This is a genomic window from Rothia endophytica (assembly GCF_039543885.1).
Classification (GTDB): domain Bacteria; phylum Actinomycetota; class Actinomycetes; order Actinomycetales; family Micrococcaceae; genus Rothia; species Rothia endophytica.
This window is the reverse complement of record NZ_BAABKP010000001.1, coordinates 685,400-700,125: the sequence shown is the minus strand read 5'-3', so window position 1 is coordinate 700,125 and position 14,726 is coordinate 685,400. Positions and strand designations below refer to the sequence as shown.

Sequence of the window (14,726 nt, the reverse complement as noted above, 5' to 3'; positions counted from 1 at the left end):
CACGAGGTTACCAGTATTCCCTGGGCAAAACGGGCAATCTTGGGTACCGTTCAATAAGATGTTCTTAGAATCATGAAGAGCTAAACGAAGAGGTAGGGCTTTGAACACCAACCAACAGATTCGTAGCTGGCGTTACGCTGAAGAGTTTCCTTATGAGGTGCCAACTCTCACCCAGGCGAGGCAGCAGGCTGAGCGTCAGAGTGCGGCCCCGGTGGCTCCCTCTGTAGCTTCTTTGTTGACCGTTTTAGCGGCATCCACCGGGGCGGAGCACGCCGTTGAAATTGGTACAGGTTGCGGCGTCTCAACGGTTGCTCTGCTCTTGGGACTGCGTGAGGGAGCGGCGCTGACCTCCCTCGATATTGATGCTGCCCATTCCCAGCTCACTCGTGAACTACTGGCAGAAGCTGGGCTCGATAAGAACCACCGGGTGCGCATTATTACCGGGGACGCCACCGATGTGCTCCCCCGTCTCTCGGCAGCCTCCTATGATTTCGCCTTTATCGATGCAGGTGCTGACCAGGCTGAGCAGTTTACCTATGATGCCCTGGCTCTGCTTTCACCCGGCGGTCTGCTAGTAGTTCATGATCCGCTGGCAGGTGGCGCTGTTGCTGATCCGGTAGCCCGTGATGCCCGCAGCGTTTCCCTGCGGCGCCTGCTTACCGACGTCGCAGCCTGTGTGGACGATGTACACGTCTCCTTAGTTTTTGCCGGCAGCGGACTGTACCTCATTTACAAAAAGTAAACCCCGGCGCTAAGCACCGGGGTGAACTAAAAATTCAGGGTTCTAAGGTCTTTAGAACTTTTCAACGCATTCGCGGATTGCTTCTACCTCAGCTTCAGAGAGGTCCAACACCAGACGGCCACCGCCCTCTACAGGGATACGCATAACGATGCTGCGGCCTTCACGGACAATTTCAAGCGGGCCCTCGCCAGTGCGGGGTTTCTGTGCTGCCATCGGTGGTCTCTCCTTTGCGATGCTGTCTAAAAAAACGCGGCTCTGAGGCGAACCCGCTGTGTGACTCCTTTAATAATAAAGCCTGTGCACCTTTTTGTGGGGACATCCCGTTTTCAGCTCTGTTTAGGGTGGGTAATCTCCCCCGCCGGGTAGCTGTTTCCAGTGCCACAGCCAACCCACCCAGCCAAACTGCATGGCTGCCCCGCTCAGCACCAGCAGACCCCGGTAGGCCCGAGAGGATGAGAGCATAACCAGCGGCAGATACAGTGCAAAGAGCGGCAGGAGCAACCTGAAGGTAGAGGACTGAGGGTTAAAGAACATCAGCATGTAGAGGGTATAGCTCCAGACCCAGAGCAACAGGGGCAGAGGCAGGCTAAGTCGCACGGTGCGGCTCAGCAGACCCGCGAAAAAGAGCAGGAGAAGAAGGGTGAGGACCAGCGGCCCCGCAACCCCCAGATAGTGCTGGCTTTGATGTACCCATGGCATGAAAGGCAGAACATGTTCCCCGCCTGCCCGCCAGGCTGTCTCGGTGGCGGTATAGGCGTCGATTCTGCCGGTCACCAGCCAGGCGTGGGCAGGGTGGATGAAGGCAAAAGCGCAGACCATCACTGCTGAAATTAGCTGCCAGCCGGTAGTGCCGAGAGCGGCCAGGGCGGCACCGCGCTGAGGTCTACGGGCTGAATAATCTCTTAGCCAGCAGACCATCCACCACATTCCAACGGCGGCTCCCAGGGGAACCCCCACCGGTCGGGTAAGGGCAGCAAATAGGGCTGGCACCAGCATCAGGGTGTAGGAACCCTGAACCAGGTAGAGAAGGGTCCAGATGAGAAAGAGCAACCCCAAAGACTCTGCATAACCGGTTTGTAGCACCGGGGCCACACCGCAAAAACTGACAGCAGCTACAGCCCACAGGGCGGTAGTATGCCATCGCTCTTCACCTCGGTCCGTGCCGAGAGAGTCGGATGCCCGCTGACAGCAGAGGCGAAAGAGGCGGTAGAGCAACCAGGCAGCACCAAAACCAGCTAGTAGAGAAAGGGCGGGGGCTACGGTCTCGTAGGGTAAGCCTGTCACCGTCACCAGCGTGCGGGCTAGAAGCGGATAGAGAGGGTAGAAGGCCCACTCATTTTGAGCTACCCGTCCGTTCGCATCCAGAGGGAGGGTCTGCGGGTAACCCTGCTGCGAAATTTTCTGGTACCAGTCGGCATCCCACATCATCACGAACTCGCCGTAACTCATAGCGCCCTGCTTCCAGGGGCTGAAGGTCTGCTGTAGACCAACCGTACTGAAAATAAACCAGCTAACAATACGACTGGCAAGGTAGACCAGCATAACCTGCACCGCCGCCGGCCACCTGCCAAAGTGAAGGGCCAGTCTAAGAGCTATCTCATTCAGTCGCAGGCTCAGCCTGTCCAGGGTTGAAAGCGTAGCGGCAGATCCTTGCCCCTCCGAGCGGTTGTCCTGCATCTAGGGTCGCTCCGAGGAGATCTGCCCAGGGTTATCCGTTTCAGCTGAGGAACTATCGCTTTCAAGGAGGGAGCGCAGGCGTGTGTTCTCGTCCATGAGTTTAGCCAGCACGCCGTCCACCTCATCTCGGTGATAGCCAAAAAAGGCCGTAGAGAAACGGATGCTGTGCAGTTCTTTACCGCGAGGGTGATCCGAGAGAATCAGCGGCAGCTCGCCCCCCACCGCGGCATCCACCCCGTCAGAGCTCAGAGCGTCTAACACCCTTCGCCCCGGTATCAAGCGATCAGTTCCCAGCACCGCGCAAGCAGCTACCACTACCGCCAGTACTAGAAAAGTCAGGCCAACTAAAAGATAATTCACGGTCTCTTCCCACCATCAACGGCTGGCGCTTTACTGTTTGTCACCCCACCCAAACACTTATTACTCGCTTCACCCCCTGCCGTGTAACTTTCTGTTTACGTTTGAGAGGGTAAGGTAAAGCACATACACCTTTTTGTCTACACACGTTCGGTAGCCCATGCTACCGGCGAGGCAGTCAATACACCACATAGGGAGGGAAACCCGCATGACTCACGACGCACTGGTCCAGGTAACCGGGGTCAATAAGTACTTCGGTGACCACCACGTCCTCAAGGACATCAATCTCGAAGTGGGCAAGGGTGAAGTCATCATCCTGCTCGGCCCCTCGGGCTCCGGCAAGTCCACGCTCTGCCGCACCATCAACCGCCTCGAAACCATCTCTTCAGGCGACATCAAAATCGACGGCGTCAGCCTGCCTCAAGAAGGTAAAGCGCTGGCTGATCTGCGCGCTGAAGTGGGCATGGTCTTCCAGTCCTTCAATCTCTTCGCGCACAAGTCCATCCTTGACAACGTCACTCTAGGCCCCCGCAAGGTTCGCGGTCTCAGCAAAACTGAAGCTGAAGACCTGGCGATGAGCCTGCTCAAGAAGGTCGGCGTTGATAATCAGGCACACAAGATGCCCGCCCAGCTCTCGGGTGGCCAGCAGCAGCGTGTAGCCATTGCCCGCGCCCTAGCGATGCAGCCCAAAGTGATGCTCTTCGATGAGCCCACCAGCGCCCTTGACCCCGAAATGGTCAACGAAGTTCTTGACACCATGATTTCCTTAGCCCGCGAAGGCATGACCATGATTGTGGTAACCCACGAAATGGGGTTCGCCCGCAAGGCAGCCGACCGCATTGTTTTCCTGGCAGATGGTGAAATCGTCGAAGAATCCACACCCGATCAGTTCTTCACCAACCCCCAGTCAGATCGTGCCAAGGATTTCCTCGGCAAGATTATCGGTCACTAGGGCAGGTGCACCATGAACTTCTCACAGCTCAAAGGCAAGGCACTAGCCGCTGTAGCCCTGGCTGCGACCGGCGTCCTCGCCCTCTCAGGGTGTGGCTCTTCATCTGACGGTGAGAGCATCCGCATTGGCATCAAGTACGATCAGCCCGGTCTGGGCTATCAGGACGGCCGTGACTACACCGGCTTTGATACCGACGTCGCCCGCTACGTTGCCAAGGAACTCGGCTACTCAGAAGATCAGATTGAGTGGGTTGAGGCTCCCTCAGCTAACCGCGAGAATATGCTCGTCAACGGACAGGTCGACATGATTTTTGCGACCTACTCCATCTCTGAATCACGTCTCAAAACCGTAGACTTCGCCGGCCCCTACTTCTACGCAGGCCAGGACCTGTTAGTACAGCAGGAGAACACCGATATCACCGGCCCAGATTCCCTGGCAGGTAAGAATCTCTGCTCTGTCACCGGTTCTACCTCTGCAAAAAAGATTCAGGATAAGTACTCCTCAACCGTGCAGCTGGTTCAGCAGAACTCCTACTCTGACTGCGTGGTCGCGCTCAACGCCGGCATGGTCGATGCTGTCACCACCGATGACATCATCCTGGCAGGTCTTGGCGCTACCAGAGCTAATCAGGGCGAACTAAAGCTGGTGGGCAACACGTTCACCGAAGAACGCTACGGCATTGGTCTGCCCAAGGGCTCGGATCAGTGCGCTGATATCAACGCAGCCATCAACAAGATGGTAGAAACCGGCGCCTGGGAAGAAGCTGTAGAAAAGAACGTGGGAGCATCGGGTTATGTCTATAACGCCGAGCTGAACCCGCCCGTTCTTGATAGTGCCTGCGCCACCGTCCCCGCCCAGTAAACATTCTCAACACACATTTTCTAGATTTTGGAGGCTTTCATGTCGTTCTCTGAACAGCTCTCCACGCTCTTTGCCACCTATGACGTTCTCGGAGCGTTCTGGACCAACGTGCAGCTGACCTTCTGGGCAGCTATCGGCTCGTTCGTCCTCGGTTCGGTGCTGGCGCTCATGCGTATCTCCCCGGTGCCTTCATTGCGCTGGGCAGGTACCGCTTACGTGCACCTGATCCGTAACACTCCGCTAACTATTCTCATGACCCTGGCAATTTTGGGCGTGTGGACCCAGTTCCAACTCTCACTGGCTACCAGCTTTGAATGGAACTTCTTTATCTACGCCGCCATCGTTCTCGCGATCTACCACGCGGCCTTCGTCTGCGAAGCAATCCGTTCAGGTGTGAACACGGTGCCCGTTGGGCAGGCAGAAGCAGCACGCGCTATCGGTCTAAGCTTCATGCCAACCGCCCGCTATGTCATCTTCCCGCAGGCGCTGCGCGGCTCCATTACCCCGCTAGGTAACACCTTGATCGCGCTGGCTAAGAACACCACCGTTGCCACCGTAGCCTCGGTTGCAGAAGCATCGGGCATGATGAAGTCCATGATTGAGTTCAATTCAGACCTCATTTTCATGATCTTCTTTGTCTTTGCCATGGGCTTTGTCATCATTGTCGTCCCCATCGGTCTACTGACCACCTGGGCCTCTCGTAAACTGGCGGTGAAGCGATGAAACGTATGACCTCAACCTCTGTTCTCTTTGACGTTCCGGGGCCCAAGGCACGTGCCCGTACCCGTATTTTCAACATCATTGCCATTCTGCTGCTGGCAGGTATCCTGGCCTACGTTCTCATGGTGATGGGGCGCCAGGGGCAGCTCGAAGCCGATAAATGGACTTCACTCTTCACCGGTAACCTCTGGGTTAACTACATCCTGCCTGCTCTGGGTAAAACCCTGCTGGCCGCACTAATTTCAGTTGTTACCTCAGTGATATTTGGTCTCTTCTTCGGCATGGCACGCCTAGCACCCAATAAATATATTCGTGGCTTTGGCACCGTGGTGGTCGAGTTCTTCCGCGCTGTACCCGTGCTGATGATGATGATTTTCTTCTGGCTCTTCCTGGGTCAGTTCACCTTCTTCTCACCCTCCCAGTTGCCCTTCATCGCCGTCGTTCTAGGCTTGACCCTCTACAACGGTTCGGTGATTGCTGAGTTACTACGCTCCGGTGTCCACCAGCTGCCAAAGGGTCAGGGTGAGGCCGGCCTGGCCATCGGTCTGACTCCCTGGGCTGTGCTGACTTCAGTTCTCATGCCTCAGGCACTGACCGCTATGATGCCCTCTCTGCTCTCGCAGTTCGTGGTCATCCTCAAGGACACCGCCCTGGGGTACATCATCTCCTACCCCGAGCTATTGGCAGCCGCCCGCCGCTTTGGCTCCGGTGAAGGTAACATCCTGCAGATGTTGCTGTTGGCTGCTCTCATCTTCGTAGTGATTAACTTCGCTCTCACCTTGCTAGCTGAGTGGCTCTCCCAGTTCCTAAGCTCACGCACCGATGTTGAGATTAAGCACGCTGATGGTGTGCCCGGCGAGGTCGATAACGCTAGGCCTAAGACCGAAATGATGTTTAAGATCCCTAAGCACTAGGGTTCCTTAGTTCCGGTCCATGAAAAGGTCGGCGGGTCCACCATCTGGTGGGCCCGCCGACCTTTTCATGGATCGGGCTTTAAACGGTTACAGCCTCTGCCTTAGGCGGTCAGCCAGGTAGCAAGTGCCTGGTAACAGGCTTGGACTTCACGGGCTTTCACATGCTCGTTATCCGTGTGGGCCAGCAGTGCGTCACCCGGACCGAAGTTGACCGCGGGGATACCGATTTCACTGAAGCGGGCAACATCCGTCCAGCCGTACTTGGGCTTGGGTTCGCCCCCCACCGAGGCAATCAGGGATGCCGCCATAGGTGCGTCCAGGCCAGGGCGGGCAGCCGGGGACTGATCGACAAAATCTAACTCATAGCCGTCAAAGACCTCTTGGAGATGGTCTAGAGCCTGGCGCAGAGTTTTGTTAGGGGCAAAGCGGTAATTGATGTGGACGCCAGCAGTATCGGGGATAACGTTACCGGCAACACCGCCAGAGATTTGCACGGCGTTGAGACCTTCTCGGTAAGCTAGCCCTTCCACCTCGTAGGTCTGAGGCTGGTAGACGGCCAGGCGGCCCAGGACATCGGCCATCTTGTGAATGGCGTTCTCCCCCTTCCATGCACGCCCCGAGTGGGCAGTCAGCCCCTCAGTATGAATCCAGAAACGGATGGTGCCGTTACAGCCACCCTCGATAACGCCATCGGTAGGTTCAAGGAGCACCGCGAAATCGGCGTCGGTCAATAGTTGCTCGTGGTGACGCATGAGGCGGGCAAGACCCGAGAGCTCTGAAGCAACTTCTTCGTTGTCGTAAAAAACGTAGGTAATGTCGTAGGCTGGATTAGCCAGGTGGGCAGCTAGCGCCAACTGAACGGCAACCCCGCCCTTCATATCCACCGCCCCGCGTCCGTACAGCACCTGCTCCCCCTCGTCGTTCCTCCATACTGAAGGCACCGTGCCCAAAGAGCCCTCAGCGCGGGGCAAGGGAACGGTATCCAGGTGACCGGCCAGCACAATGCGCTGGCTCCTTCCTAGATGGGTGCGGGCAATGAGGGAGTCTCCATCACGGGTAATCTCTAAGCCGCCGATGCCTTCAAGGGCAATCTGCACTGCATCTGCCAGCCTTGTTTCCTCACCAGATACGGAGAAAATATCGAGCAGGTCAGCGGTTAGCTGTTCCACGGGCTGGATGAGGTCAAGGGTGGCCGGGCCAAAGCTGGCAAAGTCACGGGAAGTAACACGAGGTTCAGTCATACGTCCACCATACAAGCAGAGACTGCACAGTACATCTTGATTTCGTAAACTGGTATCTATGACTGAACAAAAGACCCGCACAGCAGCAGGCCTGGGCCTGGCAACTATTGTCGCAAGCGGCGAGCACGAAGGTACCGTACTAGATGTCTGGTACCCCGCCCCCACTCTCGCACAGACCTCCGACCAGTCCGTGGTCGCTGATCTGGAAGCACTGGTAGAGACCGATGAAGACCGTAACGTGGTGCGTGAAATCGTAGACGTCACCATTGATTTGGACGCCGCCCCCGCCAACGCAGAGGACGCCTACTTGCGCCTTCACCTGCTATCTCACACTTTAGTAGAACCCAACACCATCAACCTTGAGGGTCTTTTCGGCAAGCTGGCCAACGTCGCCTGGACCAATTTTGGCCCCGTTTTGGCCAGCGAATTCAATACGGTCTCCCTGAAGCTGCGCCGCCGCGGTGCCCTGGTCGTTACCCACGTCGATAAGTTCCCCCGCATGATTGATTACGTCGTGCCCGCAGGCGTCCGTATCGGTGACGCTGACCGTGTGCGTCTAGGTGCTCACCTGGCAGCCGGCACCACCGTCATGCACGAGGGTTTCGTGAACTTTAACGCCGGCACCCTGGGTGAATCCATGGTGGAGGGTCGTATTTCTCAGGGCGTAGTCATCGGCAACGGCACTGACATCGGTGGTGGCGCTTCAACCATGGGCACTCTCTCAGGTGGTGGCACCCAGCGCGTTGCAATCGGCGAGCGCTCCCTGCTAGGCGCCGAGGCCGGTATTGGTATTGCTCTGGGCGATGACTGCGTCGTTGAGGCCGGTCTGTATGTGACCGCAGGGTCACGCGTCACCCTGCTTAACCCCGGCGCAGAGCCTCAAATCATCAAGGCTGTCGAGCTATCGGGTTTCAATAATCTGCTTTTCCGCCGCAACTCGGTGACTGGTGCCGTTGAGGCGCTTCCTCGTGAGGGTAAAACCGTTGAGCTGAACTCAGAGTTGCACGCTAACTAAAGCGCACTAACCGGCCAAGAGCCCTGACCTGCAATTTTAACCTCCTCTATGGGGTGGCAGGCCGGGGCTTTTGCCCTTTAAACTGAAGAGAGCTCGCACACACAGGTATTCAACACACTATCTGATGAAAGATCCTCTTTTATGAAGCGTTCTCTCGCTCTACTGACAGGCCTTGGCCTGGTATCATCCGCGTTTTTAGCACCGGCTGCTGTAGCGGATGACGGTGACACCGATTTAGGTAACCTCACCGTTCTTGCTACCACCGATATTCACGGGCGGCAACTGAACTATGACTACTTCACCGGAGAGCCTTACGGCACTGGGGATAAGGCGCTGGGTATGGAACACCTAGCAACCGCCATTGAACAGACGCGCAGTGCAAAGGGTGAAGACTCAACCGTCCTGCTCGATAATGGGGATGCTAACCAGGGCAATCCCCTGGCCACCTACTACCAGAAGAACCGTTCGGCAAGCACAGTGGACCCCATGGCGTCGGTCTTTAACCTGCTGGGGTATGACGCGGGTGTGGTGGGAAACCACGAATTCAACTACGGATTGCAGGCATCCGCCCAGTATAAGGACAGCCTTGCTATGCCTCTGCTGGCTGCCAATGTTATTGATGCCCGCACCGGCCAGCCCGCCTATGAGCCCTATACCATGATCAATAAAACCGTGGGTGGTGAGACCGTTCAGGTTGGCGTCATTGGTGTAGTAACCCCCGGGGTGAGGGTCTGGGATAAGGCAACCGTTGAGGGCAACCTCGAGTTTAGGGACACCGCTGCCACCGCTGCTGAATGGGCTCCCAAGGTGAAAGCGGCTGGCGCTGATGTGGTTATCGTGCTTGCTCATACCGGTCTGGATGCTACCGGTTATACCTACAACCCTGCTGATCTCAACGAAAACATTGCCCAGTCGGTCGCTGAACAGTCCACGGATGTTGATGTGGTGGTAGGCGGGCACTCCCACGTCACCAACAAGGTTCAAGAGTATTTCACCAATAAAAACGGGGAGCCGGTGCTCTTCACTCAGCCGGGCTACTGGGCTCGCTTCCTCTCTGAAGTGACCCTTCCCCTGGTGAAAGATGCTGATGGGGAGATTGAAGTTAAGTGGGACGAGACCGGGCGTCCTACCGCCGCGCCGCTGGCTGCCGGTAACTACGCTGCCGACCCGCGTATCCGCGCGGCTATTGAGCCCTATCACACAGAAACCACCCAGTGGGTGCAGACCGTGGTTGCCCAGGCTACCGAAGACATGCCGGCAGCTACCTCTGCTTGGGAGGACACCGCGGTGCTGGACTTCATCAACCGTGTACAAACCGATGAGGTAGCACGCGCACTGGAAGGCACCCCCTACGCTGATCTACCGCTGATTGCTGAGGCATCACCTTTCTCACGCACTGCCGTTTTCAAGCAGGGCCCTGTGACTATCGCTGATATGGCCTCACTCTACATATATGACAACACCCTTTATGCGGTTGAACTGACCGGAGCCCAGCTACGGGACTACCTGGAATACTCGGCACGCTACTATCAGCAGCAGGAGCCTGGAGCAGTCATTGAGGACTGGTCAACGGTCACCAATGCTCTCTACGACGGTGCGACCCGCGGTATTCCGGACTACTCCTACGATGTGCTTTCTGGCGTTAACTACCACATCAACATCTCCCAGCCTGTGGGCCAAAGAATTGAGAATCTAACCCTTGCCGACGGCTCGCCCCTGGCCGATGACCAGAAGGTCATTCTGGCTCTTAACAACTACCGCTGGAGCGGTGGCTCGGGCTACCCACACGTGACCTCAGCTCCCATTGTCTATGAGGAGCAGAAGGCCGTCCGCGACCTGATGATTGACTGGGCGGTATCCAATACGACTATCGACTCCACCGACTTCTTCGTCAAGAACTGGACGGTCGGCACCAGCTCACTAGATCATAGCGTGGGACCTGTTCCTACTCCCAGTCAGACCCCCGAACCTTCAGCATCAGCTGAACCCACTGCTTCGCCCACTGCAGAGCCCACTGCAAATCCCAGTATTGAACCTACCGATGAGCCCACCGCTGCCCCCAGCGAGGATGCTCCCACAGCAGTAGCAACCCCGGGTGAAACCACAGGCAACCAAGAAGCTGCAGCAAGTTCCCCACCCAAGCATTCCTTGGCCCATACGGGCGCTCCGCTACTTACTCTGCTCGCTGTTGCTTTCCTGTTACTAGTAACCGGAGGTATTGCCATGCGGGCCACTCGCAAGGGCAAGCAGTAAAAGCTAGACTAGGCGCCGGAGCATCAGCTCCTCGCTGAGGACGCCCCGCCTGTGAACGGTTCCGACAAGAACCGCACGGGCGGGGCGTCATTGTCGGTGCATGTGCCCACATCTGTGTGCCAAACCCCGCCGCTGTGCTACTAAGCCGCTAAGCTAGAAACATCACAAATAACCACACCTTACTTGAGGGGAATACGTGAAAATTCTCGTTACCGGCGGCGCCGGCTACATCGGCTCGCACACCGTCCTTGAACTGCTCAACGCTGGACACGAGGTCACCGTCATGGACAACCTCTCCAACTCTTCTATGGAGTCGCTGGCACGTGTTGAAGAACTGACCGGAAAGACCGTAGAGTTCCGCAAGGTTGATCTGCTGGATTTGCCCGAGATGAAGCAGCTCTTCAACCTGGTCAAGCCAGATGCAGTCATCCACTTCGCGGGTCTTAAGGCTGTGGGCGAGTCAGCTGAAAAGCCCCTCTGGTACTACCAGACCAATGTGACCGGTACCCTCAACCTGCTTTACGCCATGGAAGAGGCAGGTTGCACCTCCATCGTTTTCTCTTCGTCAGCTACCGTTTACGGTGAGCCGGAGTCCATGCCGCTGACCGAAAAAATCAATATGGATGCTCAGAGCTGCTACGGCCGCACCAAAGAGCACATCGAAGATATGCTGGTCGACCTTGCTGCATCAGACCCCAAGTGGAACATCGCCCTGCTGCGCTACTTCAACCCGGTGGGCGCACACGAGTCCGGTCGTATTGGTGAGGACCCCGCAGGTATCCCCAATAACCTAGTGCCTTTCATCGCCCAGGTAGCTGTGGGCCGCCGCGAGCACCTGAATATTTTCGGTAACGACTACCCCACTGTTGATGGCACCGGCGTGCGCGACTACATCCATGTATCGGACCTGGCGGATGGCCATCTCAAGGCGCTGGACTACATCACCAGCCATCAGGGCCTGCACACCTGGAACCTAGGCACCGGCAACGGCTACTCGGTTCTCGAAGTTCTGCATGCCTTTGAGAAGGCTGCCGGCAAGGAGCTCCCCTATAAGATGGTGGACCGCCGCCCCGGCGACGTCGCTGTCTCCTACGCTGACCCCTCAGCTGCCCTTTCTGACCTGGGTTGGAGCGCTCACCGCGACATTGAGACCATGGTGCGCGATCACTGGAACTGGCAGAAGAATAATCCTAACGGTTACGAAGCCTCATCAATTCATGACTGAATAAAAAGAGCCGGCCCCCCTTGTGGGGGCCGGCTCTAACGTTTAAACCCTAGGTTTACGCACCCGGGTAGTGGCGCTCGTTCTCGCCAATGTAGACCTGGCGGGGGCGTCCGATCTTACGGTCGGGGTCCTGCACACTTTCGGTCCACTGGGCGATCCAGCCGGGCATACGGCCCAGGGCAAAGAGAACGGTGAACATCTTCTCGGGGAAGCCCATCGCCTTGTAAATCATGCCAGTGTAGAAATCTACGTTGGGGTAGAGCTTACGCTCAATGAAGTAGTCATCGTTCAGTGCCTTCTCTTCAAGGCGCATAGCAATATCCAACAGCTCGTTATTGCCACCTAGGGTCTCAAGCACCTCGTCAGCGGTTTTCTTGGTAAGGCGGGCACGGGGGTCGTAGTTCTTATAGACGCGGTGACCGAAGCCCATGAGGCGCACGCCGTCTTCCTTACGCTTGACCTTTTCCATGAAGTCCTCAGGGCTGATGCCCTCCTGCTGGATCTGAGTCAGCATCTTCAGCACAGCTTCGTTGGCACCCCCGTGCAGGGGGCCGTAGAGAGCGTTGATGCCGGCGGAGACCGAGGCAAACATGTTGGCGTTAGATGAACCTACGAGGCGCACCGTGGAGGTGGAACAGTTCTGTTCGTGGTCTGCGTGCAAGAGCAGCAGAAGGTCAAGAGCCTTAGCATGCACGGGGTTAACTTCGTATTCCTCAGTGGGGAAACCGAAGCACATGCGCAAGAAGTTCTCTGAGTAATTGAGCTCATTGCGGGGGTAAATCAGGGGCTCGCCCTTGGACTTCTTGTAAGCATAAGCCGCCAGGGTAGGAACCTTGGAGAGCAGACGGAAGGTAGAAATCTCTACCTGGCGCGGATCAAAAGGATCCAGTGAATCTGAGTAGAAGGTAGACATAGCTGAAACGCTGGACGCCAGCACAGCCATGGGGTGGGCGTCACGGGGGAAGCCGTTGAAGAAGGTCTTGAAATCCTCATGCACCATGGTGTGGCGGCGGATCATCTGGTCAAACTCTTCCAGCTGATCAGCGGTGGGAAGCTCCCCATAAATCAGCAGGTAAGCGGTTTCGATGAAGCTTGATTTCTCCGCCAGCTCTTCGATGGGATAGCCGCGGTAACGCAGGATTCCGGCGTCACCGTCAATATAGGTCACCGCTGATTTTGCGTTAGCAGTATTCATGAAGCCGGGGTCGTAGGCTACCTTACCGGTCTCTTTAAGCATGCCAGCTACTTCGAAGGCACCGTTACCTTCGGTTGCTTCCACCGCTGCCAGCGGCAGTTCCTTGCCCTGATAGCTGAGGGTCGCGTGGTTTTCTGTCATTGTTCCTCCTGGTGTGTGAGGTCAAACGTACACGAATCGCTAGAGAGGATTTCATAGAGAGCGGTGTGGCTTTCAACCGTTGAGAGCCACACCGCACGCGTACGCATGTCATCTATGGTTCACATTACAACAGAACCATGGGTGAGGTCACATTCAGAGGAGAGGTAGGGTAAAAGATTACGCCCTAATAAGACCTCTAAAACCGCTGTTTATGCAGCTTTTAGACGAGCTGCTGCTTTCTCAATATCTGAGTCAGAACCGGTGAGTGCTAGGCGCACATAGCCCTCACCTGATTCACCGTAGAAAACTCCTGGACCAATAAGAATACCCAGCTCAGCAAAGCGTTGGACCGTCGTCCAGGTACCTTCACCGGCAGTCGCCCAGAGGTAAAGACCGGCCTCAGAATTTTCAACGGTCAGCCCGAACTTTTGCACAGCTGGCAGCAGTAGGTCACGGCGGGCACGGTAGAGATCCTTCTGCGCTTCCACATGGGCATCGTCATTGAGCGCAGCTGCCATAGCAGCCTGTACGGGGGTCGGCACAATCATGCCTGCGTGCTTACGAGAATTAATGAGGTTGGGCATGATCTCTGCGTCCCCAGCGATAAAGGCACCTCGGTAGCCAGCAAAGTTGGACTGCTTTGAAAGGGAGTAGACCGAGAAAACCAGCTGCTGACTCTCACCGCACACACGAGAATCAAGGATGGAAGGCACAAGCTTTCCACCGCGCTGGGTGTCCCACTCACCCCAACCCAGCTCTGCATAGCACTCATCAGAGGCGACCACAGCACCGAGACTTCGGGCGTCATCAACCAGTTTCTTTAGCTCATCAACGCCCCGGACGATACCGGTGGGGTTGGCGGGTGAATTAACCCAGACCAGACGCACCCGGGCGCGGGTATCGGCGTCCAGCTCATCGAGAGAATCAGCTGCAACAGCAGTGGCACCAGCCAGCTGAGCACCAATGTCATAGGTGGGATAAGCAACGGAGGGGCGCACCACCACATCTCCCTTTCCCAACCCCAGGAGGAAGGGCAGCCAGGCGACCAATTCCTTAGAACCGATGGTCGGCATAACCTGCTCGACACTCAAACCTGGCACTCCGCGGCGGCGGTCAAACCAGTCCACAATCGCCTGACGCACCTGCACAGTGCCGTGCGTGGTGGGGTAACCGTGAGCGTCAGTGGCCGCGGCTAAGGCATCCCGAATAACAGCAGGAGTAGGGTCCACGGGAGTGCCAATGGAAAGGTTGACCAATCCGTCCGGGTGCGCCTTAGCCGTTTCCAAGTAAGGAGCCATGGTGTCCCAGGGGTAGTCGGGCAGAGAAAGGCCAAAGGCGCTCATAGGTTTTCCTTCACTAGGCTACGTTCTGTTCTGCCTCTAGTCTACGCAAGGACGCCGCAACCCGGCTGGCAGCTGCTCGAATGCTGGCAC

14 protein-coding genes are annotated in these 14,726 nt (G+C 56.7%); 8 read left to right on the top strand and 6 right to left on the bottom strand.

The features are described from left to right. The first annotated feature begins 100 nt into the window (after positions 1-100). Positions 101-742 (top strand): O-methyltransferase, encoded by a 642-nt coding sequence (locus tag ABD982_RS03180; protein ID WP_345444648.1) that lies wholly within the window; start codon positions 101-103, stop codon positions 740-742. Positions 743-793: 51 nt separating this feature from the next. Here ABD982_RS03180 and ABD982_RS03175 read toward each other — a convergent pair whose 3' ends face one another. The 3 genes from ABD982_RS03175 to ABD982_RS03165 form a co-directional block, all read right to left on the bottom strand. After that, the gene (locus ABD982_RS03175) at positions 794-955 is read right to left on the bottom strand and encodes a DUF3117 domain-containing protein (protein WP_237202120.1); all 162 of its coding nucleotides are present in this window, start codon (positions 953-955) and stop codon (positions 794-796) included. A 123-nt stretch (positions 956-1,078) separates the two neighbouring features. Then, complete coding sequence (locus tag ABD982_RS03170; protein WP_345444645.1) at positions 1,079-2,419, bottom strand: hypothetical protein; 1,341 nt, start codon at positions 2,417-2,419, stop codon at positions 1,079-1,081. Next, entirely contained in the window at positions 2,420-2,779 is a 360-nt protein-coding gene (locus tag ABD982_RS03165; protein ID WP_345444643.1) for a DivIVA domain-containing protein, read from the bottom strand. Positions 2,780-2,999: 220 nt separating this feature from the next. Here ABD982_RS03165 and ABD982_RS03160 point away from each other — a divergent pair, with 220 nt between their 5' ends. Genes ABD982_RS03160 through ABD982_RS03145 form a run of 4 tightly spaced genes read left to right on the top strand, consistent with a single transcriptional unit; the run spans position 3,000 to position 6,223 of the window. Continuing rightward, positions 3,000-3,728, top strand: coding sequence for an amino acid ABC transporter ATP-binding protein (locus ABD982_RS03160; RefSeq protein WP_345445761.1), 729 nt, complete (start codon positions 3,000-3,002; stop codon positions 3,726-3,728). Positions 3,729-3,740: 12 nt separating this feature from the next. After that, positions 3,741-4,589, top strand: a complete 849-nt coding sequence (locus ABD982_RS03155; RefSeq protein ID WP_251379119.1) for a glutamate ABC transporter substrate-binding protein — start codon at positions 3,741-3,743, stop codon at positions 4,587-4,589. 39 nt (positions 4,590-4,628) lie between these two features. Then, positions 4,629-5,312, top strand: a complete 684-nt coding sequence (locus ABD982_RS03150; protein WP_251379120.1) for an amino acid ABC transporter permease — start codon at positions 4,629-4,631, stop codon at positions 5,310-5,312. A 5-nt stretch (positions 5,313-5,317) separates the two neighbouring features. Further along, complete coding sequence (locus ABD982_RS03145) at positions 5,318-6,223, top strand: amino acid ABC transporter permease (RefSeq protein WP_345444639.1); 906 nt, start codon at positions 5,318-5,320, stop codon at positions 6,221-6,223. A 101-nt stretch (positions 6,224-6,324) separates the two neighbouring features. On the opposite strand, the gene dapE is transcribed toward ABD982_RS03145, so the two are convergent. After that, positions 6,325-7,464: a succinyl-diaminopimelate desuccinylase gene (dapE, locus tag ABD982_RS03140; protein WP_345444636.1), complete on the bottom strand. Its 1,140-nt coding sequence runs from the start codon at positions 7,462-7,464 to the stop codon at positions 6,325-6,327. A 58-nt stretch (positions 7,465-7,522) separates the two neighbouring features. On the opposite strand from dapE, the gene dapD reads away from it, so the two are divergent. From dapD to galE, 3 genes are all read left to right on the top strand, one after another. Further along, the gene (gene dapD, locus ABD982_RS03135) at positions 7,523-8,479 is read left to right on the top strand and encodes a 2,3,4,5-tetrahydropyridine-2,6-dicarboxylate N-succinyltransferase (RefSeq protein ID WP_425570004.1); all 957 of its coding nucleotides are present in this window, start codon (positions 7,523-7,525) and stop codon (positions 8,477-8,479) included. A 141-nt stretch (positions 8,480-8,620) separates the two neighbouring features. Then, the gene (locus ABD982_RS03130; protein WP_345444632.1) at positions 8,621-10,732 is read left to right on the top strand and encodes a 5'-nucleotidase C-terminal domain-containing protein; all 2,112 of its coding nucleotides are present in this window, start codon (positions 8,621-8,623) and stop codon (positions 10,730-10,732) included. A gap of 196 nt (positions 10,733-10,928) precedes the next feature. After that, a complete protein-coding gene (gene galE / locus ABD982_RS03125) occupies positions 10,929-11,957 on the top strand; it encodes a UDP-glucose 4-epimerase GalE (RefSeq protein WP_345444629.1) in 1,029 nt (342 codons plus the stop codon). Between the two features lie 55 nt (positions 11,958-12,012). Here galE and ABD982_RS03120 read toward each other — a convergent pair whose 3' ends face one another. Together ABD982_RS03120 and dapC are read right to left on the bottom strand one after the other, a co-directional pair. Then, positions 12,013-13,293, bottom strand: a complete 1,281-nt coding sequence (locus tag ABD982_RS03120) for a citrate synthase (RefSeq protein ID WP_345444626.1) — start codon at positions 13,291-13,293, stop codon at positions 12,013-12,015. A gap of 209 nt (positions 13,294-13,502) precedes the next feature. Beyond that, positions 13,503-14,636, bottom strand: a complete 1,134-nt coding sequence (dapC, locus tag ABD982_RS03115) for a succinyldiaminopimelate transaminase (RefSeq protein ID WP_345444623.1) — start codon at positions 14,634-14,636, stop codon at positions 13,503-13,505. Positions 14,637-14,726: the final 90 nt, after the last annotated feature.